The following is a 23,967-nucleotide window of genomic DNA, read 5'->3' as shown; positions in this document are numbered from 1 at the left end:
GACGGCCTTCTTCATCGCCATCACGGCTTCAGCTCGATGGTCAAGTTCTCGATCCACAGGGGTATTCATTCGCCCGGAATTATTAAGGTTCAGCGAAAATCGACAGCCCGCGCAAATACTGGCATTTCGGAGCGGTCGCCGATCTTGTCTGCCCCGCAAGTCAAGTCAGGTCAAGTCAAGTACTCCGGTAACCCATCGCCGAACTCGGCGGGGTGCCCCAGTTGAAGTCTTGTCGCACGTCAGCGCCGCGCCTGCCGCACGCCGAGCAGACGAAGCGAAGCTCGATGTCCGACAGCCGCACGTCATCCGACCAGCGGTCGGCGCTCAGGGTCACGGAATAGCCGCAACGGTAATCCGCACAGTAGATCAGAACGCCGCGCACGCCCATCTGGCGCATGTCGCCGAAGGTGATCTTTTGGGGCCTCATGCGGCCGGATCAAAGCGCCAGGGGAGCCCGGTGGCAAATTGTCGATCTGTTGGGGATTGGATCGGCGCCGAGATACTGGGCTTCGTAGGTGTGGACAGGTCCGCTTAGCCGTTCCGATCTACCACCAACTTCGGACATCGCGCTGCACTGCGCCAACTGAAGCGATGGGCCTGCTGAGCATGGCGATCCCAGCATCATCCTTAAAATCGGAGCCCATTGCGGTCCGTCCATCGCCGTAACGTTAAACGAAAACCTCGATTACTTCGGACAGACCGTGAATGTTGCGGCGCGCGTACAGGCGCTGGCGCCGGCGAAATCTGCCTTTCAGAAGCGCTCCAGACGGTCGATGACGAATACGGGACGTCGACCCTCGACGTTCGGTTCGTTGGCAAGACCGTTCTATTCGTCGAATGGAGTATCGATCGATAGCCCGGGTGGGAAGCTCTGCTTCGTCGGTACGATCGCGCGCCGGCGCTCGCCGGGCACGACAAGGAGGATTATGATTGACCTTGAAGCGGCGTCGGCGATCGATGTGGCGCGCAAGATCGCCGATTGCCTGTACTTCGCAAGGTGGCGATCCAGAAATCGACCGCACCTGCCTCAGATCGATCTCACGCCCGAATACCTGTTGAAGCTATGGCGCCGACAGAAATTCCGTTGTGCTCTGACCGGCGTTCCGCTGACCAAAAGCGGCCCGCAAAGCGCGACCATCGACCGGATGGTCGGCGCCCGCGGTTATTGCAAGCGCAACGTTCGATGGGTCGCCAAGTTCGCAAACAATGCCAAGGGCACCATGTCCGATGCAGATTTCGCTGAATGGTGGGCAAGCTTTACGACCGCGATCAAGGCGGTAGCGCATTCCGTAAAGATGCCGCGATGACGTGGTACAACTACACACCTCTTGCGCCTTTGATCGAGCACTATCGCGACGACGGCACGCGGGACCGTTTTCTTGAAGAATGTGAGGTCGATGGCGATCGCTACAGAGTGGCGGCGATTGGCGAACAACACGTCATCGAAATGATCAGGGCGAGGCCTGCTCAGGCTTTACTCACGTTACGGCCCGCCGGATCGCTCAGCCGCCCTACGGCGACCTTTGTCGCGAGGCTCCAACCTAGCCGGTTACCCGACCAAGCTGCTCGCTAGCTACCGGACCAATCGACAACTTTCCGGGTAGAATCCTCCTCTACTGATGGTTCGCGCCTTCGGGGCGCACGGCCAACAACGGACATCCCAGCGACCACTTGCCGTCGCTTAGCTGTAGAACATTTGTAGTCCGTTCGGTAAGGGAGCAGCAGGAACGTTCACTCAAATCGACGCTCGTGTTGTCGGCGTCATGGGTTTAATAAATCGCTGGAACGAGCCGCGACGTGCGCGCGCAATAGGTGGCAAGACTGAGCCTGAGTGCGCCACCTCGGATACTCGCTCGCGTTTCTGTGATTAAGATCGCTTCTTGCAACAGCAATAATGCGCTGTGTTCACCGCGCCCGACTTTTTAACGGAGAAATCGACAAGCTGGGCGGACCTAGTTAGGTTTCCACAGCCGTCGATATCCTATATTCTTCGTGGATCAATCAACGCTGATGCGTCTCAAAGGGAGCTGCGGCTAATCATGCATGCCATGAAAGTGATCGCGATCGTAGTGGTCCTGCTCCTGGCCGTGGTGAATGCTTTGGAATTGCTGCCGGCAGCGACCGCATTCCGAATGTATCTATCGGCTGGGGCGGTGGCGCTGAGCCTTGTCGCGCTGATTGCGATCCTTGTCGGGCGCAGCTCATCACGGGATAATCGAAGCGCTGACGCTGAGGCGGCCCGACCGATTCCTGTGACGACACGCGCAAACCAGGCAGACGCCGAGATCGTCAGCTTTTTGGCGTTGCTGCAAGCAAGGGGCCGGCTGGTCGACTTCCTGATGGACGACATCAACGCGCATGATGATGCACAGGTTGGGGCAGCCGCGCGTGTGGTCCATGCCGGGTGCAAGACTGCCCTGCTGGAGCACTTTCGAATCTCCCCCGTGCGCGCAGAGAGCGAGGGATCGACGGTGCAGGTCGCCGCTGGCTATTCGCCGGACGAGTACCGACTGCTCGGCAAGATCAGCGGTCCGGCGCCGTTCTCGGGCGTGCTTGTCCATCACGGCTGGAAAACGGATGCGGTGAATCTACCACGCGTTTTGCGGAACTCGACCCATCGACTTCCAGCAATCGCTCCGGCGGAGGTGGAACTGAGATAAGCGGCTCGCATCGGCCGGACGCCGGACGCTCGAGTCGGATCACGTACAACCGGTGCTTTACATCACGCGCGGCTATTTAACGCGAATTGAAAGCACGACAACCAGGTCAAGCCACTCATGAGCGCTCGTTTCAGTCTTGCCATCGACCTCGGCACCAGCAACAGCGCAATCGCGATCGCCGATCTCGAGAGCGGTGAGACCAGGATTGTCGAAATCGCGCAGACCCTGGGACCAAATCAGATTGGCGATATGCCGACGCTGCCGTCGGCCATTTATATTCCGCATTCCGAGGAGTTCCCGGAGAGTTCGTTTCCTCTGCCCTGGAGCGATGCCGGGGAGCGCGCGATCATTGGCCAGTTCGCACGCGAGCGGGGGGCGCTCGTGCCTGATCGCCTCGCGACCTCCGCCAAATCCTGGCTGTCCAACCCGCATATCGACCCGAAGCAGCGGATCCTGCCCTGGCGATCCGACATCGCGGAAGAGAAGCTCTCGCCATTCGAATGCTCACACCTTTACCTCCAACATCTCAGGGACGCGTTCCTGCTTACCGAGCGGGCGCAGGGGCGGGATTGGGACCTCTCGGAAGGCGAGATCGTTGTAACCGTTCCTGCCTCGTTCGATGAGGTCGCAAGAAGCCTCACCGCCGAGGCCGCCAAGACTGCGGGGCTTGAGGATGTCACATTGCTGGAGGAGCCGCAGGCTGCATTCTACGCCTGGATGGCGCAGACGAGCAGAGAGTGGCGAAACCTGATTGCTGATGGCGATATCGTGCTGGTCTGCGATGTCGGTGGTGGGACAGCCGATTTCAGCTTGATCGCGGTCACAGATGTTGAAGGCCGGCTCGAACTTGAGCGTGTCAGCGTCGGCGAGCACATTCTGCTAGGTGGCGACAATATGGATTTGGCGCTCGCATATGCGCTGAACGCCAAGCTTGAGGCCGAGGGCAAACGGCTGGACTCCTGGCAATTCCTGGCGCTCGTGCACGCCGCCTCCAAAGCCAAGATCGTCCTGTTTGATGATGGCGGGCTGGCGCAGGCGCCAATCGCGGTCCCCTCGCGCGGCTCCAGCCTGCTTGCCAAGACTGTCTCAACGGCTCTCGATCGGGAGACGCTAGAGCAAGTTGTTGTCGACGGTTTTTTCGCCAGAACCAGGCTTGACGATCTGCCGCGCGAGGGCCGTGGGGCAGGGCTGCAGGAATTCGGTCTGCCGTATGCTTCCGATCCGGTCGTCAGCAAGCATATCGCCCGGTTTCTCGCTCAGAGCCTGCAGAACGTGAAGGCAAGCGAAACGCTTGCCGCTCTGGTGGGAGCATCGGCTGGCACGCAGGTGCTGATGCCAACCGCGGTCTTGTTCAATGGGGGCGTTTTCAAGGCAGCGCCAATCCGTAACCGGGTGCTTGATCTGCTGGCGTCCTGGAATGGCGGCCAGCCAGTCCGCGAATTGCAGGGTTTCGAACCAGACCTCGCCGTCGCACGCGGCGGCGCGATCTACGGACGTCTCCGCGCCACTGGCAAGGGCATACGCATCAAGGCTGGCGCGGCGCGCTCCTATTACATCGGCCTGGAACCGTCGATGCCCGCCATTCCAGGCTACAAGCTGCCGCTGAAGGCATTGTGTGTTGTCCCGCAGGGGATGCAGGAAGGCACGGAACTGCTGATCGAAGGACGCGAGTTCGGCCTTGTCACCGGCCGCACGGCGGAGTTTCGGTTTTTCTCCTCCTCGGTACGAAGCGGCGATACGCCGGGACAGATACTCCCCGACGCCGAGCGTGAGCTTGATGACGCTGGCCTGCTTGAAGTCGCGATCCCGGCACTGGACGTCCCGGTGGGGCAGGCGGTGCCGGTCCGCGTCAGCCCCGTCGTCACCGAACTTGGCATCCTTGAGCTTTGGATGAGGCACACAAACTCCGATCGCCGATGGAAGGTTGAGTTCCAGGTCCGCACGGAATAGGGGCCGGACCGCCTCTGGAGGTAGTTCTTGACGAAAGACCGCGCCCGCTTCGCCATTGGTATTGATCTCGGCACCACCAATTCCGCACTCGCATTCGCGCCACTGGTCGGCGAGGGGACGCCAGAGGTCCTTCTCGTCCCGCAATGGGAGGGCCTGGCGAGTCTGACCGAGAAGCCAACGCTACCTTCTTTCATGTACCTGCCAGAGGAAGCGGTCGCAGCACACTTGCGCGGTGAGGTGGTCGGAGACGGGCAATGGATCGTCGGCCTTTTTGCACGCATGAAGGCAAGCGAAGCGCCCGGACGGGTCGTCCATTCCGCGAAGTCGTGGCTTTGCCATCACGCCGCCGACCGGTCGGCACCCTTTCTACCATGGGGATCAACCGTTCTGGCACGTGAGCAGAAAATCTCACCGGTTCGCGCCTCGGCACTGATTCTGAACTATCTGCGGGGGATCTGGAACAGCCGGTTTGCCCAGGCCGGGTTTGCGTTCGATGATCAAGACATCACGGTCACCGTCCCGGCTTCCTTCGATGCGGCGGCGCAGCGGCTGACGATTACCGCCGCCGAGGAAGCAGGCTTCCCTGGCGATGTGCGACTGCTCGAAGAGCCACAGGCTGCGTTCTATTGCTGGCTGGAAAGCCACGACCCAGCGCGCGAATTATGGCAGCGGGCCGACAACGGCGATGCCGGGCTGCGACACGTGTTGGTCATCGATATCGGCGGCGGCACGTCGGATTTCAGCATTTTTGAAGTTCGCCTCAACGAGCAAACGCAAGACCCTGACATCAGGCGTGTCGCGGTGAGCGAGCATACGCTGCTCGGCGGCGACAATATCGACCTTGCCGTCGCCCACTTCCTGGAGCCGCGGCTTGCCGGGGCGGGCGACCGGCTTTCCGGCCCGCAATGGGATCAGCTCGTCGCCGCCTGCCGTCATCTGAAAGAGCGCGCGCTTGCCGCTACGGGGCCGCCGGATGAGCGGTTCGTTGTAGCACTGGCCGGTCGCGGGTCGGGGATGGTCGGCGGCTCGCAGGCGGCGGCGGTGACGCGCGCGGAAATCGAGAGCCTGTTGCTGGACGGATTTTTTCCCTTCTGCGACGCGGCGGCGCGGCCGTACCGGACGCACGCGGCACTGAGGGAATGGGGACTTCCTTATCCTTCCGACAGCGCGATAACCCGACACCTTGCCGAATTCCTCAACGATCGCCCGCGCATTGATGCCGTCCTGTTCAACGGCGGATCCGTTCGACCTCCGCTCCTGCGCCAAAGACTCCGCGAGCAAATCGGAGGCTGGCAGGACGGCTTCGTACCGCAGGTTCTGGAGAACGAGGAGCCGGATCTGGCGGTGGCGCGCGGAGCCGCGCGATTTGGTGCCCTTCTCCACCACCGTTCGGCTCGCATCGCCGCTGGGGCCGCCGCTGCGATCTTTCTCGAAGTGGAGGGAATACAGACAACGGATCGCCAGGCTGTGCGTCCGCCCCTCGTATGCGTTCTTCCTCAGGGTGCAACGCCGTCGCAGCTTTTTGAGATCGCTGATCTTGGGCTTAAGCTCCGCACCGATCAGCTGGTGCGCTTCCAGGCTTATTCCTCAACCCGGAAGAGCGTCAGCCGGACCGGAGACATCGTTTCCTGGTCGGAAAGCGAATTTCACCCGTTGCCCCCGCTCCAGACCATCGTCAGGACGGCTGAGCTATCCGGATCGGAAGCGGGCGGGATGTTGCCCGTCCGTCTGACAGCGCAGATGAACGCACTGGGGCTGCTCCAATTATCATGCGTCAGCGCCGACCCCGCCTTCCAGCAGTCCTGGCCGCTGGAATTCAACATGCGCGAGCACGTCCACGGCGTCGCGGGCGCGCCCGGTGCGGGGCGGGCACGGGAGGAAAACGCTCCGATTGAACCGAACGCTTCAGCGGACGCGCTGGAAACGGCACGCAGGCAAATCGGGATCGTGTTCACCCAGCCTGCCAATAACAGCAAGAAAAACAAGATTACTGCTGCCACGATCCTCAAGGGTATGGAGCGCATCCTCGCGTCTGCCAGAAGTGAATGGAATGGGCCCCTGCTGCGCGCCCTTTGGCCAGCGCTCGAGGAGCGGCGGGACGACAGACGACGTTCAGCCGACCACGAAGAGGCATGGCTCATCGTGGCTGGTTTCTTACTGCGCCCGGGCTTCGGCGTTGTCCGGGACGATCTTCGTATCGATGCCCTGTGGCGGGTGCACGATGATGGCCCGTGTTTCCCCGGTCGGCGCATCAAGAGCCAGGAATACATCCTCTGGCGCCGGGTGGCGGGCGGGCTCACGCGCGAACGCCAGACCAGGCTTATGGCCGGAGAGATCGACAGGATCCGCAGCGGCAAGGCGCCCGACGAACTCGTGCGCTTGGCTGGATCCTTAGAACTGATCCACCACGACACCAAGGCGGAACTGGTGCGTTGCTTCTGCGATAGCGCGGTGACGCTTGCACGGGCAAAGCGACACTGCGCTCCTTATCTTGCGGCACTCGGGCTCCTGCTCAACCGAACTCCGCTCTACGCAGGGCCGGAGACTGTTGTCTCGCCCGATCTCGTCGAGCACGCGTATCAGGCTTTCCAGAGCTTCGATTGGACTACGCCCGAGTTGCTCGACCTGCAGATTCTGTTCCTCCGGGCCGCGCGCGTCGTCGACGATCGGAGCCTGGACCTACCCATGCCTTTGCGCGGCATGATTGCCAGCAAGCTGGAGAAATCCGGCGTCCCTGCGCTGCAGACCGCAAAAATCAAAGGGTTCGTTCCGATCGGACGATCCGACCGGGCCAGTCTTTACGACGAGTCACTCCCTCCCGGTCTGATCCTGATCGAATAGACATGCGCTAGGCCCGCGCCGCTAGTCAATGAGCACATGGCATCTGACGGGCGCCACTGGTTAATTGCCGAAGGTCAGCAACGGGTCAATCGCTCGCTTTTACAGTAGGCCAGCTACTTCCGGTCTGCCATCAACTTCAGACATATCGCTGCACCGAGCCAATCGACGCGACGGGCCAATTCCGGACTCATGCACCGCAGCAACAACATCGTCATTCGATCACCTCGTCGACGCGCACCAAGAAGGACTCGGGAATGTGGTTAGGCCCAGCTGCCTTCGCGCTCGCCGGGCGCCATGGAAGCTGGTGACAGGTCACAGGTTTCAGCGAATTCCCCTCGCAACTGGAAAATTGGCCTGTTGCGCTCATCTCGTCTGGGCGCCGATTGTGTCGGCATTAGATTGCCGCCTCAGTCTTGGCGTCGAAAACGTGAAGCCTCGAAGAGCGCATGGCAACGCGCAGCTTGTCGCGTACCTTCACCCGCGCGGTCGGCTCGACGCACGCCACCATGACACCCTCGCCGACCTTCATGTCGAGCAGGATTTCCGAACCGAGTTGCTCGACCACCTCGATCACAGCATCAAAGCACGGGTGATCGAGATCGGCTGTGCCCGCCACGGTGAGGTCCTCCGGGCGCACGCCGAGCGTGACCTCGTGGCCGATATGGCCGCGCAGGCGCTGCGCAGTCTCGTCCGGCAGCTTGATGCGCAAGCCGGAGTTCTCGGCGATCAGCGATCCGTTCGCCTCGGTCACTGTGACGGCGGCGAAATTCATGGCCGGGGAGCCGATGAAACCGGCGACGAACTTGTTGGCGGGCTGATTGTACAGTTCGAGCGGCTCCCCCACCTGCTGCACGACGCCATCCTTCATGACGACGACCCGATCACCCAGCGTCATGGCCTCGACCTGATCGTGGGTAACGTAAATGGCGGTAGTGCCGAGACGCAGATGCAGCTTCTTGAGCTCAACGCGCATCTGCACCCGCAGCTTGGCATCAAGGTTCGACAGCGGCTCGTCAAACAGGAACACGCGCGGGTGGCGCACGATGGCACGGCCTAACGCCACGCGCTGGCGCTGGCCGCCGGAAAGCTGGCGCGGCTTGCGCATTAGCAATTCGCCGATGCCGAGGATGTCGGCCGCCTCCCGCACGCGCTTCTCAATCTCGGGCCTTCCGAATTTGCGCATCTTCAGGCCGAACGCCATATTGTCGTACACGCTCATGTGCGGGTAGAGCGCATAGTTCTGGAACACCATGGCGATGTCGCGGTCCATGGGCGCCAGTTCATTGATCACGTTGCCGTCGATTGAGATATCGCCGGAGCTGATCGCTTCAAGCCCGGCGATCATCCTGAGCGTCGTCGTTTTGCCGCAGCCGGACGGCCCGACGAGTACCACGAACTCCTTATCGCGAATCTGCAGATTGACGTCTCTGACAGCATGCACGCTGTCGTAGAACTTGTTGATCCCCTTGAGGACGACCTGTCCCATTGGTCTCACCTGCCTCCCCACCGCCTTTGCGCATTCTGCATGCGCGCTTTCCAATCCCGCGACCGGGGTGCTGTCAGCCCTTCACCGATCCCGTCAATCCCGCGACGTAGTGCTCGACGAAAAACGAATAGGCGATTGCAACCGGGATCGATCCGAGCAGGGCGCCGGCCATCAGTGGTCCCCAGAAGAATACATCGCCGCGGATCAGCTCCGATGTGACGCCCACCGGCACTGTCTTCTGCTCAGGCGAAGACAGGAAGACGAGTGCATAGATGAACTCATTCCACGACAGCGTGAAAGCGAAGATGCCAGCCGAGAGGATGCCAGGGATCGCCACTGGGATGACGATGTAGAGCATGGCCTGCCAACGCGATGCGCCGTCAATGCGCGCGCATTCCTCAAGCTCCTTGGGCACTGCCTTGAAGTAGCCCATCATGAGCCATGTGCAGAACGGAATAAGAAAGGTCGGATAGGTCAGAATCAGAGACCAGGGTGTGTCACCAAGCCGATAGTTGCGGATGATCTCGGCCAGCGGAATGAACAGCAGCGTCTGGGGCACCAGATAGGTGATGAAGATACCGGTGCCCAGGCTGCCGGCAAATGGAAAATTCAGCCGCGACAAAGCATAGCCGGCGAATACGCCGCAGACGAGCGAGATAGCCGTTGACGCGAGCGCGATGAACGTTGTGTTCCACAGCCAAGATGCAAACAGCGTCTCCTCGAACAGGTATCTGACGTGGTCCCAGGTGGGTTTCCAGGTCCAGAACGGATTGTAGTTGATCGAATTCCAGGGTCGGTAAAGCTCGCCATCCGGCCGCACCGAAGTGATCACCATCCAATAGAACGGGAACAGCAGGAAAAGCAGGAACAGCGCCATCGGGAGGTAGAAGAACGCCCATTTTCGCCACCTTGCGCCTTCGATCATGGCTCAGCGGACCTCGACGCGGCGGATATAGAGAAGTTGGATGATGACGACCAGAAACAGAACCGGAAACATCGCAAGCGAGATAGCGGCGCCCTCGCTCAAAAGGCCGGTGCCGATGCCGATCTGATAGGCGTAGGTGGCGAACAGGTGCGTGGCATTGGCTGGTCCGCCGCCTGTCATCACATAGACGATCTGGAAATCGGCGAACGTCTGAATCACCGAGAACAGCACCACGACCATGGTCACGGGCAGCAGCAGCGGCCAGGTGATGTACCAGAACCGCTGCCACGGCCTGGCGCCGTCGATGGCAGCGGCCTCGCCGAGTTCCGGACTGATGGTCTGCAGGCCGGCGAGCAGGCTAATGGCGTAGAACGGCACTCCGCGCCAGATGTTGACGATGATGATCGAGATCATGGCGAGGTCTGGATCCCCCAGCCAATTGATCCGACCCGTGATCAAGCCGAAATGGTAGAGGAGCCAATTGAGAACGCTGAATGTCGGGTCGAACATCCACTTCCAGGCGAAAGTCGAGAGCACGGTCGGGATGATGAAGGGCAGCAGGATGAAAGCACGGGTGAAAGCCTTGCCGCGGAAATTCCGGTTGAGCAGCATGGCCAGCCACAGCCCGAGCGCCAGCTTGAAAACGGTGGTTACGCCCGTATAAAGAAACGTGTTGTAGACGGAGGTGCGAAAGATCCCGTCATTGAAGATCTTGTAGAAGTTGGCGAGGCCGACGAACTCGCCTGGAACGCCGACGCGCGAGTTGGTCACCGACAGGAGGATGCCGCGCACGAAAGGATAGGCGATGAACATACCGAGCAGCACCAGGGTCGGCACCAACAGCACGAGTGCGAGCCAACGCTCGTCCTCAAGCAGCCGGAGCTTGGGCCGCGGCGCCGGTGGCATGTAGACTTGGGTCTCGGCAATCGCCATTTCGCTTCACCTCGATGCGCCCGGCCCATACGACTGCCACCTCGCAGCCGCATGGACCCGTTGCGCGCGCGCTCAAGTGTAGATCTTCTTGAGCTCGCTTTCCGCCCACTTCACGACATCCTCCGCCGACGCGCCCTGGATTGCCTTCGCGTACATATCGACGATGACGTATTTGGTCAGCGCCTCGGCCGCCTGCTTGCGTGCGGGGCCGGCGAAGCCGGGGGCCTGGCCGAGCTTGCCTGCGACCTTGAAGGGGTCCATCACCGGATCCGCGAGCCACAGCTCGTGGCTTTCCCACTGCGCCGTCGGCGGCGTGGCGAAGCCCTTCTGTGAGATGAACCACTTCTCGTAGTTTGCGGGAGTATGTACCCACCTCAATAGGTCCTTCGCCGCCTTCTGGTTCTGCGAGTAGCTCATCAGCATGTGCGAGAAGAACGTATGCAGACCGAACTGCCCCTGTGGTCCCTTGGGCAGAGGCGCATGCCGGATATCGGTCTTCAGCGGGGCACCCTTCTCGGTGATGTACTTGTCCGGATTGCGCAGCGACTCGATGTAGATCGACGCGCCATTGAGCGTGGACGAGATGGTCTGCGACAGGAACGCGCGGTTGTTGCTGGTGTCGTCCCACGCCAGGCCGCCCTCGTCGCAGGTATCCTTGTAGAAGCTTGTCATGAACTTGACGGAGTCGATCGTGTTCTTGCTGTTGATTGCCACCGTCTTCCCGTCGGCTTCCACCTCCTTGCCGCCGTACGACCACAGCAGCGGATAGACGAACGTCGGCGGATCGCCGAAGGAATGACTGACAGCCTGGCCGAGCGGACGGCCCTTTGCCTTCAACTTCTTGCCGGCGTCGTAGTAGGCCTCCCAGGTCTCGGGAAATTTCGTGACCCCGACCTCTTCGAACCAGGACTTGCGGTACGCGTTCATGGCACCGACGATCGTCCACGGCATCGCGTTGAACTTCTTGCCGTCGCTGGTGACGGCGCGCGAGTATTTGTAGAGCCCGCCTTCCTTGCTCGATACCTCCTCGGCGAGATCGCTGAGGTCGACCACGCTCTCCGCGTAGAGGGCCGACTGATTGTTGAAGACCATAATGAGATCAGGACCACTTCCCGATTGAACGGACGCGGTCACGCGCGGCTGCAGGTCGTTACCGTTCACCGTCTCGAGATTGATCTTGATTCCAAGCGCCTTCTCGGCTTCAGGCAGCAGCTCCTTGCGCAGCAGCTGATCGGAAGCCGGCACGAAATCGTTCCAACGCAGCCAGTGCACTGTCGTGCCCTGTGCAAAAGCGGGCGCACGGCCGGTGGCCAGGATGCCGGCCATGCCGCCTACAACCGCGGCACCGCTCTTGAGAACGTTACGTCGGGTTACCGTCGTCATACATTCCTCCCCTGGTGATGGTGATGCCCTTCGGCCGGTCTGACGCCGGCTTGGAGCCCTTTCAGCCTATCGCACCCCCGTGGTTCAACGCATGCGCACGTTGTCGCGTGCGCAAGAGGTCGTCTCGACGATCGTTTGTTGGCGTTCCCGCTGTGCCAGCGCCGGTGCTGATTTCGGCGCGAAGTGGGGTGAAGTCTTCACAGAGCAGGCACTGCAGCCAGCGCATGAACCATACCGCCATACCGGTATCCTCCCTCGCACCGCAGTCGTATTGCCTTCGCTGAGCGAGTTTTCCCCGTCTTATAAAAACTTGGTACCGGAATACTGGCGCGACGTCATTGTCGCCGGTCGCATCAGGAAATCAAGTGCTCCTTTGGTGGGCCGGCCTTCGTCTCGCGTCGTGAACTGGCCGCCTCTCCCATGGACCGGGCCGGTTACGTACGACGCTTCATCTGCCGCGAGCTACGGAATTGGACAGTCGACTTTCTGCGCATCCGCCCGTCGGCCAAGCAAGCACATTTTCGCGCCCTTCGTTCGAGATCTTCGCGAGTCAGTCCTGACGATTTTGCCCGTCACATCCCGCCACTAGAAGGTACACATGTCTGAGTCGGATCAAATGCGGCGTTTTGACCGTCTTGCGATCACTTCCGATCCACCCCGATAAGCGGACAATTTCAGCGTTCGTCGGCATGTCTCTTAGGGGCCAGGAGCAGTCGTTGGTTATCAAGGCGAATACAGGCTCCGTCATTGGAAGCAGGGCGAACAATTCCCGTTGTCTCAATGTGGCTGCAACCGGCCTTGGACTGGCAACTGAGTCACTGGGGTAGCCGGGCTTGCACGAGGCCCTCGATAAATCGAGCCCAGTCCTGCTCCCGGGCAAATGGCCAGCGTCTCAGGTCGCGAATACGAAAGTCCGGGCAGGCCTGCATCAGGCGGTCGGCTTCCTTTGCTGCCTCCGCGACTGCTCCAGCATGACTGCAACAGGTAGCCAGGAGCAACAGGCACCGCGGAATCTCACCGTGGATTTGATCGGAGCGCCGAGCCCACTCGATGGCGGCTCGGTAATCTTCTCGAAGGAAATTGCCAACCGCCATACTCTCCATGAACCAGTTATTTGCCGGGAATCGAGGATTGGCTTCCAAGGCGCGCCTGCACTCATTCAGACCCGCCTCTACATCGCCGGCATACATCATTGCCATGCCATGCAGATCGAAAGCCAATGCATAGTTGGGGTTCAGCTCTAAACTACGCTTTGCTTGACGAACGACCGCATCGAGATCGCGCTTGAGGTAAAGAAGGATTTCTCCATAGATAAGATGCGCAAAATCGCTGCGTCCGTTGAGTTCGGTCGCTTTGCGCACCAATTGTAGTGCAATTTTCGAGTCGGCTGGCGAGACCTCCCGATACCCACAAATCACCTCCACCATCGCTCCCCACGCTCTGATTGCGAGCGCCATGAAGTTGTTCGGATCTCGCTTTACGACAAGGTCGATAAGCGTGACAGACCGCTCGTAATCAGCTCGTCTCGAATTCAATAGTATATGACCCGCCTGGCCCATCAGTTCCTCGCTGGTCTGCTCCTCCAGGGTGCGCAGGCGTGATCGTTCTGCCTCTCGTTCGTAGATTTCGTATCGCAACGCCGAGCAGATACGAAAAGCCAGACTATCCGCAGCATCAAATGAGGCTACTGCGTCTTCGTCAAAATGCTCTGACCAAAACTGCTTCTTCGAATGTTGATCGAGAAGCTTCACGGTGACCCGAAAGCGCGATCCAGAACTCTGAACGCTGCCAATGGCACGATAGCCAGCCTCACTGGGCGCGGTAACCAGCGATATACCAGTAAGATTAGCGAGCGATGACGCCACCGCCTCGTTCACACCTATGGTGAGTGCTACAGCTTGTGCGTCACGGCCCAAGACTTCAAAAGGGGAAAGGGCCAGTGACGGCTTCGCTCCGGCGTTTGCCGGTGCGACATCGCGGGCCCCGTCGGCACCAGTGCTTGCAAGCACCAATGGCGGTGCTCCGTCAGGCCGCCAATGGAAAACCTTGACTGTCTGCGCGATGTTTTTTAGCCGTTGTTCGCCGCCGTTTTCGAACTGAATGTCGATCCTGCCCTCGACTTCAATTCTCACCTTGTCTGAGACACAGATGCCGTTGGGACGAGCCAATTGTTCGAGACGTGCGGCTAAATTGATGGCATCGCCGTGACGATCCCCATCCTCGACGATCACTTCACCAAGATTGATTCCGATTCGCACATCGATGCGTCGCTCGGGTGAAACACCGCTGTTGCGCTCGAGCATGGAGCGCTGCAGCACGATCGCGCAACTTACAGCATCTACGACGCTGGCAAATTCGGCCAAGAGGCCATCGCCCATGAGTTTGAAAATGCGGCCGTGGTGCCGTGCGACTTCTGGCTCAAACAATTCTTTGCGGTGCGCCCGAATTCTTTCGAATGTGCCCAACTCATCCGCGCCCATCAGGCGACTGTAGCCCACGACATCCGTCGCCAGAATGGCCGCCAGTCGCCGCTCTACGTGCTCGCTGCTCACGATGGCCCCCATCCTCGGGGAAATTGAATGGTGATATAGCACGATTGTGGGGCGATGTCTGGCTATGCCCATGTCCGAGATGGGTCATTCGCGCCGGTTGGGTCAGACCCTGAGGACGGCCGGTCTACTTCCAGCAGCAGACGCCAAATCAACCATCGCGGTCCGACGCGAGGGCCAGAGTCGGAAGAGCGCGTACTGAGCATGCGTGATCAGCTTGATCAGATCGTACGCTTCGGCGGTTGAGGGTCCCGCGTGGCAACCGCCGCGCCGCCTTGCGCTCCTCCTCGGCGATCCCGGCATTGCTGGCGTTGATGGTGCGCCGGGCCTCGCCGAGAACCCGCACGACGGCCCGGTCGTCTCCGCCGCCTCGTCCACGACTGATGTCTGCTATGCCCTCAACAGCGGCGCGAAAGCGGACATCGCCAGAGGTCAGGGATGGGCCATGAACGGAGGTCGGACGTGCACAGGCCATCCGACCTAGGTTCGCATTACCGACTCGAAGAAGGCTGCCTCTCCGTTGTCACGATCCCTGCAGCAGAACGTTCGTCAACCAATCCGGCTCGTTAATCATCACAGAGTGGCCCGAGGTCGTATTTTCTAGGACGGTCCAAGACTTGTCAGCCTTGCACTCTCCAAGTGCCTTGTCCAAAGCGGCTAACGGAAACTTGGGCAAGCGGATGTAGGTCTTTTTCGCGACCCTTTCGCGCGCACCTGAGAGCTTCACTGGTTGCAGCCACGTGCCGGTCGGGTGCGGGGTCATTTTCGACAGGACCCAAGCAGCATCTTTGGGATCGTTAAAGGCGTCCGGACGGACCGCTTTAGGGGGTGGAGCGCCGATCACGCCATCTTCTACTTTAAAGCCCAGCTCGTCATGAAATGATTGACCATCCGCGGGCTTTAATGCATCGACCCAGACGATGGACGAGACACGATTTCCGATGCGCTCGAGCGCGCCCGATGCCGGATAACCGCCGTAAGAATGGGCGACAAGGCAAATGTCGGCGAGGTCTTCCCATTCGATGAGATTGGCGATGTCTGTTATGTGCGTGTCGAGAGTTATGTCCTTGTTCAGTAGGTGTGAGCGGTCTGCCAATCCGGTGAGGGTAAGTGGATACACTTTATGACCCTGCTTTTCGAGCCTGTCCGTGACGCGATGCCAGGACCAAGCTCCGTAAAAGGCGCCAGGAACCAGAACGAAGGTTTTTTGCGCGGATTGAGCACGCGCGTTGTCGATGAATGCGCTTGACGAAGCAACCGTGGCCGCGCCTGCTCCTGCCAGAAGGCCGCCAATCACCATTCTGCGGGTGACGTTTGAGTTGATCATGAAAAGCTCCCTTGGAAGGGTAGCCGGTTAGTGAGTCAAGTAGCCGTCGCCCTGCCGACGAGCGCCATGAACTCCCGGCACTTCACTCGACTTCCCGGCTGACCAGAAAACTGAATTGACCTTAAAAATCGCACGCCGATTGGTTGTGCAGGGAACATTCTAACGAAGTATTGGGAGGTCGCCAATGTCGCAGTTGGGTCAATCACGTCGTATGGGTCATGGCCAACCACTTCCGCTTTGCCCCGATGACCAGAAAAGTCCAGAGCTGGTTCGAACTTCGCCTTCGGGCCGATTCCGTTGAAAAAGTCAAAAGTAGTACTGCCGCGAGAATCTCGCCGAAATCAGCGCAGGTCGAGTACACGCAATAAGAGCCTACGCAGTAAAGCTAGGAAGACCTCAGAGCGATCCTGACGCGGCTCTCCGCGTCCAACGACATCGAGCGCATCAGTAACTTTCAGAAAATAGGCATGCGCGCCACATGGGACTTTTTCAACAGTATCGGCCATGTGCAGACCCATGCACCGCAGCAAAACTTACTCGATTACCTCGTTGGCGCGGCCGAGTAGCGAGAGTGGGACGGTGAGGCCGAGCGCCTTGGCGGTCTTGAGATTGATAATCAGCTCGACCTTCGTGGCCTGCTGCACAGGCATATCGGCCGGCCTCTCACCCTTGAGGATCCGGCCGGTGTAGACGCCAACTTGTCGGAACAGGTCCTTAAGATTGGTACCGTAGCTGATCAAGCCGCCGGCCGCCGCGAACTCGTGAGTCTGGAAGATGGTGGGCAACGCGTGACGGACGGTCAGAGCGGCGAGCTGTGCGATCTGGTTAACGAAGAATGCATCGTTGCCGATCACGAGCCCGCCTGCTCGCCGTTGGACGAGGGTTGCGAAGATGGTGTCGATGTCGCGATCGGTGCTTGCATGAACGACATGAAGCTGCAGCCCGAGGTTTCGGGCCGCTGCCTCCAGGTCTCTCGATAAGTTTTCTGCAAGCCCGGGATTAGTCGGATTTACGAGCAGGGCGATGATGGACGCCGTGGGCACCAACTCGTGCAGCAGCTCCAGCCGCTTCGGCCCAATCTCTGTATTCAACGAGGTCACGCCCGTGAGGTTGCCGCCCGGTCGGTTTAGGCTGTTGACCAAGCCAAGCTCGACCGGATTGTCTCCTAACTCGAACACGATCGGAATCGTCTTGGTCGCAGCCTTGGCCGCAAGTGCCGCAGTTCTAGAGGGCGCTGCGATCACGTTCACCTGACGACGAACCAGATCAGCCGCCAGGGCCGGCAGTCGGTCGTTTTGGCCCTCCGCCCAGCGGTATTCGATCGCCACGTTCTTGCCCTCGACATAGCCAGTTTCGTTCAGGCCCTGGCGGAACGCGCGCACAAGGTCCGCGTGTGGACCGGGCGATGCGCTGTGGAGGAAACCGATCACCGGCATCGGCTGCTGCTGCGCCCGAGCCGCGAGTGGCAAGGCTGCTGCCGTAGTCGCCATTATGAACTCGCGTCGTCGCATCCTGGCCCCAAAGCTCTGGACGAAGCATCGTAGCGGCTCAAACGAGTACGCTCATATGGGTGGAATTTGGTTTGACCCAAGGTCCGCTGAGCCCGGCCCGATGTCTCAATTGGGTCAATCGCTCGCTTTTACAGTCGGCCAGCTACTTCCGGTCCGCCGTCAACTTCAGACATATCGCTGCACCGAGCCAATCGACGCGACGGGCCAATAGGCGACATCACCTCGCCTATTCGATCACCTCGTCGGCGCGGCCGAGCAGCGAACTGGGAACCGTAAGCCCAAGTGAGTTTGCAGTTTTCGCGTTGATGACAAGCTCTATCTTTGTATTAACCTGCCGGACAGGCAAGTTCTCAGGTTTTTCGCCTTTCAGCACGCGACCAACAATGTCGCCAACTTGACGATAAGCATCGGTATAGTTTGGTCCGTAGCTTATCAAGCCACCTTCTGCGGCGTATTCGCGGACGAAATAAATTGCGGGCAGTTTGTAGTGAGCCGCCAGCGCGATTATCTTTTGACGGTTGTTCAGGAACACAGAGTCGCTGTGCACAATCACGGCGCCAGCGCCTTCGCCTTCAGCCCTTGCGAAACTCTGATCGAGATCACTGGGACCAGTCACGTTAAAAAAGGGCAATTTCACGCCAATCGCTTCTGCCGTGTGCCGCAGGTTTTCGTAGGAGAGATCTCCCGATTTGATGGCGGTTTGGGTGTAGAGGAATGCAATAGTCTTGGCTGCTGGAACCAATTCGTGAAGGAGCTCCAGTCGCTTGAAGATCAAATCCGGAGCAAGAATGAACACGCCGGTGACATTGCCGCCCGGTTGGTTCAGGCTGTTCACAAAACCGCTCGCAACCGGATCGAAGCCAGTAAAGAAGATTATCGGGATAGTCGTCGTCGCAGCCTTTGCGGCAGAGGTGGCTGGTCCCGAGGGGGCAAAGATGGCAGCCACCCCGCGATGAACCAGATCGGTGACTAGAGAAGGCAACCGATCCAGTTGATCGTCTGCGCCCCGATACTCCAAGGTCAGATTACGTCCTTCGACATAGCCCATTTCGGCCAGCCGAGCTTTTGCCGGCGCAAAGTTCATTCGAATGGCTTGTTGTGGTCCATTTCCAAGAACGCCCACGACTGGTGAAGCCTGTTGGGCTCGTCCCATGGATGAGCACAAAGCAGCAGCGGCGGTCAGGATGAAATCACGTCGTTTCATATCTTCGCCGAAGACTCCGGCTGATAGTATCCATCGTTCCAATCCGTCGTACAAGCGGGGCGCAGGTCCGCAACGGGTCAATCTCGACATTCTTGCAGTTGGTCAGCCACGTCCGGTCTACCCCCAACTTTCAGACATCGCGCTCACTGCGCCAACTGATGCGATGGGCCCAATCACTTCGTCGGCGCGGCTGAGCAACGTCGCCGGGATATCGATGCCGAGTGCCTTGGCGGTCTTGAGTGCAGTTAACAACAATCGCGTGCTCAACTACCGTGAATTTTCCTTTGGGCCGAATTGCGCGTTTCGGTTCAACTTCCAGTGTGTGGTCCAACGCGGGCAAGCCTCGTACGTCGTCGCCGTCATCGCACCTTCCGATTTTGCGCAGCTATAGTAGCAAATCTTGGTTAGTCCCGAGATTTTCTCTCCAGATTTATTGCACAGCAAAGGCAGTCGGTAAGGTTCTCCCGTTAGCGGCGATTGCTCTGCAAATGCTGATGACGACGCTGCAAGAACGGCTAATGCCAAAACTATCCTCATCTTGCCCCTTCGTTGTCGCTCGCACCGCGCGCTCGGATTGGCGAACGTACAGTTGACGCCCGCCGCCGGACCGGGAGCGGAATTTGCAATCTCGCATCTAATGTGGCCTGATAAGTTGATCGCTGTTACCGGCTAAAAATTCCCTTTTCCCTAAAATATTTTCGTCGCGAAATTTTCCAAGGAAAAGCCAATCACATACTGTTGTTGGACTAACACCGCGACAAAATCGATCTCTGAAGAGCGACAGCAACGAGGGTCTTTGCCATTGGCACTGGTCCCACGTTCGCCCCTAGGCAAAGTGCAGGAAATGAGAGCGATCCATGTCGAGCAAAACAATCTTTGGCGCTGCATTGGTTGTGTCGTCGTTGTTGGCAAACGTCGGATATGCAGAGCAAGTTCCGCCAGTTCACAAAGGACCATGGCCCATACGCAACGGTCGCAACTACCAACCGACCGAGAATGAGCTGAGATCATCGCATCTCCAGGATGTCACGCCGGATCAGGCGCGCGAGATCGACCGGTTATACAGAGAGCTCCTAGCGGCACATCCTGCGACCAAAAAAATTGATCGAGCGGCGGAAAAGGAGATCAGCCAATGAGATCCATCTGCCAAGGATCGAGGATGATCGCAACTGCAGTCGTCATCGTGTTAGGCGCCGGTGCTATAGCTTTGGCTCGACCGCACCCGATCTCCGAACCCGTCTTGGGAACGGAGTGGCAATGCAGCCGCGCTGCGTTCGTCGTCACCTGCAATCACCGCTGAGACGGAGCCCCTGATCCCGATGCGGGGGTTAAACCAACCCACTCCGCCATCAATGACGAAGGGGTGTTGCTGCATCGCGCGGGGCTTTGGCGACCTGCGCCTTATCTGAATTCCTTATCCTCGCTTCATCGTGCAACAGGGCGGGATTGCCAATCCCGCTTGCCTCAACCCGAATGTCTCTTGTGGGTCAAAATGCGAAGAACTCAGAGTGAGCAAATCTAGTCGGCTATGCCCCACTAAGCGAACCTCAATGAGGCGTGTCGCCACTTCGCAAAAGGGCCAACACCGGACATACCGTTCAGCTGTCGGATGCACGCAGACGGCTCTCCCTTAACCGAAAGCATTACGTGTCGATCTCGTTCATGAAGATGAATGGGAACTCGTTGAGATATTTCGCATCTTTCGCACGGTAACCCTTGCACGCCGGATAGGCCGCGCGCACGCTTGCGCTACACAAGCCTTACGGAGGATGCGACCATGTCACGGGTCAAGCAAGCTTCGAAGCAGAAACGCACTACCAAAGCCGTCGCCCTTGGTGCCGCCGGACTGGGTCTTTCGCTGGTGGGTGTGGGTAGCGCATCGGCGTCCACGATGCCCACCGCTGTTATCCCACAACCTAACAATAGCTCGCCCAATCAGCGCTTCGTCCTTGGCGAAGAGGAAATGGCCGATGTCAGTCTCGCCACGTTCTATCTCTTCGATAACGAGACCGTTGGACGCGGCGTGCAGCTAGCCCGCGGATGCGGTGGTTGTGGCGGCTGCCGTGGTGGCGGAGGTTGCGGCGGCTGCCGAGGTTGCGGCGGCGGTTGCCGAGGTTGCGGTGGCGGGTTCGGTGGCTGCGGGATCGGGATCGGGTTCGGTGGCTGCGGGATCGGGATCGGATTCGGTGGCTGCGGGATCGGCTGGGGTTGGGGGATCGGTGCCTGCGCGGGCTGCGCAGCTTGCGCGAGTTGCGCAGCTTGCGCGGGTTGCTGCGGATCCTGGGGAGTGTGCCGCTTGTGCTAAGGCCCACAACCGATCGGCCGGCCTCGCTAAGCCGACAATTGAAAGGGCCCGGCTGGAGTTCGCATTAGTGCCTTGAGTGACATTGTACGCCTTGGATACGCAAGAGGCCACGACCTGACGTGGCCTCGAGGTTCGCAGCGTTTACATGAAATGGTGGAGATTAGTGCGTTCGACGGTCTGCAATGGGTCATGAGCGTCGGTCGAGAACGGAGCGGCTAATGTCCGGTCTCCTTGACGGGCCTATGCGGCTTCCCGATCATCTTCGCCTTCGGCCAACAGCAGGCGTCGATTACCTCGTCGGCCGCAAATTGCAGCTTTGAGGCGCAATGCCGGAGGTTCCGGCGTGAAACGGTCCTGCGAGGCCGGAGTTATCGTAACGAACGATGTCATCGGAGGAGCATGATGGACGCTCATACCCTGAAACCGGCCGCAACCCTAGCGAAGCTCGCCAGAACTCCATTCGCCGGGGAGAGCCCGGAGTATTGCAAGGCGCGCGAGGCGCTGGTGGCCGAGGAAATCGAATTCCGCCGCCACATGACGCGGCTCACCGAACAGCGCCGTTCGCTTCCCCCCGGTCCTGTCATCGAGAAGGACTATCGCTTCAAGAACGCCAACGGCTCCGAGTCCGGGCTCATTGAGCTGTTCGGCAGATACAACGCGCTGGTGACCTACTTCTGGATGTTCGGGCCGCAACGCGAGCGGCCGTGTCCGATGTGCACCAACTGGCTCGGCGCGGTGAATGGCAACGCGGCTGACATCAAGCAGCGCGTCGCATTGAAGGTGCTCGGCCGCTCGCCCGTCCCGCGACAACTCGCATTCGCGCAGGAGCGCGGCTGGCGCGATCTGGATTTCGTACAAACTATCGGCGACGACTACGCCAGGGATATCGGGTCGCTGAAAAGCGACGGCTCGGAATGGCCGGCGGTCACTGTGTTCAAGCGCGACGGCGATAAAGTACGGCTGTTCTGGGCCGCCGAGATGACGCCAGAGATGGCCGATCCGGGCGAAGACCCGCGTCTGGCTCCTGACGTCGCCTCGTTGTGGTCGATCCTGGATCTGACACCAGACGGACGCGGCAAGGACTGGTATCCGAAGCTGAGTTACTGAGAGCGACCGTTGCGAGGACGGAGAGCGCAATCTCGAGACTGCGTTGTCCGCCCTCGGATCAAAAGCATATATCAGCCAGTCGGTCTCGTCCGCTTCGGGGCAAAATGAGACCTGGCGGGGAGGGCTGCTTCTGGCGCAAACCGGACCATCAATGGCCCGTTCGACTGACCATTGACGGTATCGGGCGGGAAGCGGCGAGAGGCCACGACGAGGCCGTTCCGACCTAGTATACGTCTACGGCGTCGATTGATTCCGATACTTGCTGAAGGTGCCGTCCTTCAGAGCCTCGTAAATTTTCCTGTGAACTCAAGACCGAAAAATTAGGGCGGGCATACCGTCGGCATTCATCCGTCAGTTGTGAGAATTTGTGCTTGGAAATCAACGCGGAAACATCTTCCTAAATGATTGAGTGGTAGTAGTGAGGCCGAGTGCAATCGCGCAGCACAGCGTAGTTTTGGTGGGGGCTGTTCCCAGTTACTTTCATATTCAGCGACTGACCAAAGTTGTGGCCGAGCTTAATGCGGTGGAAGTCGGCATTCCACTTCCCTTCCACTAACAGAGTATCCAAGCGCACTATGGCGTGCAGAATGGCAGGACGTCGTGAGGCGAGGGAGCGGCAACGATCTGGTTCATTGGAGCGAGAAGCATCTCGACCAATGGCCGTGATCGCACAGGGCTCCTCCAAACCGCGAGATCTAAGTGATTGTGTTGAATCAACTTCTTAACCGAGTGGGGAGGGGCTCGCTTGTAGCTACGGTGACGCGCCGCGCCTTTAGAGGCTTATCTGGCAATGAATGATATCTGCGTCGAGCTTGAATCCTCGGCGCAGGCGCGGCATCGCGATCAATCAGACGAGCCGGAGGCAGGGTAACCGGTAGATGCATCCCATTTATCGAATTCGCGAACTAGCTTGATCAATTGCGTGAGCAACATCGACGCGTCATTCTTGCGATAACTCATGATGATCGGCGAAATCATCTTCGGCTCATCGAGGTCGATAAAGCATACGTCGTCGCGCCCGAAGCGCCTCACGGAGGCAGGCACGATGCAGACCCCGCCACCAGAGGCGACAAGACCGAGCGCGGTCTGCAACTCCTTCGCCTCCGTCGCGACCCTCGGCTCAATACCTGCATCGCGGTAAAACGAAAGAACCTGATCGGCGTAGCTTGGCCGCGGCGACTTGGGATAGACGATAAGCGGTTCGTCAGCGGTTGCGCGCAGCCGCAACTTCCCCTTCTTGGCCGCCAATTTGTGCCGGCGTGGTACCACAAGGCAGACGCGTTCTTCACGGATGACGCTACGGACGATCGCCTCATCGTCGAACCTCAGTCGGCCGAAACCTACATCGATACGACCGTCCTTTAATGCTGCGACCTGCTCGAGCGTCGTCATCTCCAGAAGATTGACCTCTGCGCCGGGCATGATGATGCGGAAGCGGCGGATCAGTTCCGGAAGAGCGTCGTAGAGGGTGGATGCGACAAAGCCGATGTTGAACTGCAATACCGTGCCTTTGGCGATCCGCTTGGTCATCGCACGCATCTCGTCAATGCGCTGCAGGATCTGGCGTCCTTGTTCGAACAGATATCGTCCGGGCTCTGTCAACGTAAGCGGTCGGCCACGATCGAGCAGACGCACGCCCAGCTCGTCCTCGAGCTGCTGTACTTGGCGGCTCAACGGTGGTTGCGCAATGTGGAGTTTCTCAGCGGCGCGACTGAAGGAGCCCTCCGCTGCCACGGTGGTGAAGTAGCGCAGGTGACGGAGTTCCATGAGAACAGCCCTCCAATCG

Annotated in this window: 17 protein-coding genes and 1 pseudogene; 8 read left to right on the top strand and 10 right to left on the bottom strand. The window is 59.5% G+C overall.

All coding sequences use genetic code 11. The annotated features are described in order from the left end of the window. Positions 1-175 precede the first annotated feature (175 nt). The gene (locus tag QQL28_RS13450) at positions 176-427 is read right to left on the bottom strand and encodes a hypothetical protein (RefSeq protein WP_284265766.1); all 252 of its coding nucleotides are present in this window, start codon (positions 425-427) and stop codon (positions 176-178) included. Between the two features lie 175 nt (positions 428-602). Between QQL28_RS13450 and QQL28_RS13445 the strand changes: the two are divergent. From QQL28_RS13445 to QQL28_RS13425, 5 genes and pseudogenes are all read left to right on the top strand, one after another. After that, positions 603-763: pseudogene (locus tag QQL28_RS13445) on the top strand (adenylate/guanylate cyclase domain-containing protein); the annotation flags it as partial. A gap of 196 nt (positions 764-959) precedes the next feature. After that, positions 960-1,307 (top strand): hypothetical protein, encoded by a 348-nt coding sequence (locus QQL28_RS13440; RefSeq protein WP_284265764.1) that lies wholly within the window; start codon positions 960-962, stop codon positions 1,305-1,307. A 732-nt stretch (positions 1,308-2,039) separates the two neighbouring features. Then, entirely contained in the window at positions 2,040-2,660 is a 621-nt protein-coding gene (locus tag QQL28_RS13435; RefSeq protein ID WP_284265762.1) for a DUF2760 domain-containing protein, read from the top strand. Between the two features lie 117 nt (positions 2,661-2,777). Next, positions 2,778-4,610: an Hsp70 family protein gene (locus QQL28_RS13430; RefSeq protein ID WP_284265760.1), complete on the top strand. Its 1,833-nt coding sequence runs from the start codon at positions 2,778-2,780 to the stop codon at positions 4,608-4,610. Between the two features lie 27 nt (positions 4,611-4,637). Beyond that, entirely contained in the window at positions 4,638-7,451 is a 2,814-nt protein-coding gene (locus tag QQL28_RS13425) for a hsp70 family protein (RefSeq protein WP_284265758.1), read from the top strand. Between the two features lie 394 nt (positions 7,452-7,845). Here QQL28_RS13425 and QQL28_RS13420 read toward each other — a convergent pair whose 3' ends face one another. From QQL28_RS13420 to QQL28_RS13385, 8 genes are all read right to left on the bottom strand, one after another. Next, a complete protein-coding gene (locus tag QQL28_RS13420) occupies positions 7,846-8,937 on the bottom strand; it encodes an ABC transporter ATP-binding protein (protein ID WP_284265756.1) in 1,092 nt (363 codons plus the stop codon). A 73-nt stretch (positions 8,938-9,010) separates the two neighbouring features. Beyond that, complete coding sequence (locus tag QQL28_RS13415; protein WP_284265754.1) at positions 9,011-9,862, bottom strand: carbohydrate ABC transporter permease; 852 nt, start codon at positions 9,860-9,862, stop codon at positions 9,011-9,013. 3 nt (positions 9,863-9,865) lie between these two features. Beyond that, positions 9,866-10,795, bottom strand: a complete 930-nt coding sequence (locus QQL28_RS13410; protein ID WP_284265752.1) for a carbohydrate ABC transporter permease — start codon at positions 10,793-10,795, stop codon at positions 9,866-9,868. 72 nt (positions 10,796-10,867) lie between these two features. Then, the gene (locus QQL28_RS13405; protein ID WP_284265750.1) at positions 10,868-12,178 is read right to left on the bottom strand and encodes an ABC transporter substrate-binding protein; all 1,311 of its coding nucleotides are present in this window, start codon (positions 12,176-12,178) and stop codon (positions 10,868-10,870) included. 815 nt (positions 12,179-12,993) lie between these two features. Next, a complete protein-coding gene (locus QQL28_RS13400) occupies positions 12,994-14,730 on the bottom strand; it encodes an adenylate/guanylate cyclase domain-containing protein (RefSeq protein WP_284265748.1) in 1,737 nt (578 codons plus the stop codon). A gap of 520 nt (positions 14,731-15,250) precedes the next feature. Beyond that, positions 15,251-16,054: an alpha/beta fold hydrolase gene (locus QQL28_RS13395; protein ID WP_284265746.1), complete on the bottom strand. Its 804-nt coding sequence runs from the start codon at positions 16,052-16,054 to the stop codon at positions 15,251-15,253. Positions 16,055-16,587: 533 nt separating this feature from the next. Further along, positions 16,588-17,544, bottom strand: coding sequence for an ABC transporter substrate-binding protein (locus QQL28_RS13390; protein ID WP_284265744.1), 957 nt, complete (start codon positions 17,542-17,544; stop codon positions 16,588-16,590). A 247-nt stretch (positions 17,545-17,791) separates the two neighbouring features. Next, positions 17,792-18,769 (bottom strand): ABC transporter substrate-binding protein, encoded by a 978-nt coding sequence (locus QQL28_RS13385; RefSeq protein ID WP_284265742.1) that lies wholly within the window; start codon positions 18,767-18,769, stop codon positions 17,792-17,794. On the opposite strand from QQL28_RS13385, the gene QQL28_RS13380 reads away from it, so the two are divergent. The 3 genes from QQL28_RS13380 (at position 18,750) to QQL28_RS13370 (ending at position 22,181) form a co-directional block, all read left to right on the top strand. Next, positions 18,750-19,160: a hypothetical protein gene (locus QQL28_RS13380; protein WP_284265740.1), complete on the top strand. Its 411-nt coding sequence runs from the start codon at positions 18,750-18,752 to the stop codon at positions 19,158-19,160. The two genes, QQL28_RS13385 and QQL28_RS13380, sit on opposite strands and share 20 nt — an antisense overlap. A gap of 466 nt (positions 19,161-19,626) precedes the next feature. Beyond that, positions 19,627-19,905 carry a hypothetical protein gene (locus QQL28_RS13375; RefSeq protein ID WP_284265738.1) on the top strand — a complete coding sequence of 93 codons (279 nt, stop codon included), beginning with the start codon at positions 19,627-19,629 and terminating at the stop codon, positions 19,903-19,905. A gap of 1,571 nt (positions 19,906-21,476) precedes the next feature. Next, the gene (locus QQL28_RS13370; protein WP_284265736.1) at positions 21,477-22,181 is read left to right on the top strand and encodes a DUF899 family protein; all 705 of its coding nucleotides are present in this window, start codon (positions 21,477-21,479) and stop codon (positions 22,179-22,181) included. Between the two features lie 843 nt (positions 22,182-23,024). On the opposite strand, the gene QQL28_RS13365 is transcribed toward QQL28_RS13370, so the two are convergent. Further along, complete coding sequence (locus QQL28_RS13365; RefSeq protein ID WP_284265734.1) at positions 23,025-23,948, bottom strand: LysR family transcriptional regulator; 924 nt, start codon at positions 23,946-23,948, stop codon at positions 23,025-23,027. Positions 23,949-23,967 lie beyond the last annotated feature (19 nt).

The sequence above is a fragment of the Bradyrhizobium iriomotense genome, from assembly GCF_030160715.1.
GTDB classification, from domain to species: Bacteria; Pseudomonadota; Alphaproteobacteria; order Rhizobiales; family Xanthobacteraceae; genus Bradyrhizobium; species Bradyrhizobium iriomotense.
The sequence above is the reverse complement of the archived record's forward strand: the minus strand, read 5'-3'. Positions and strand labels throughout refer to the sequence as shown.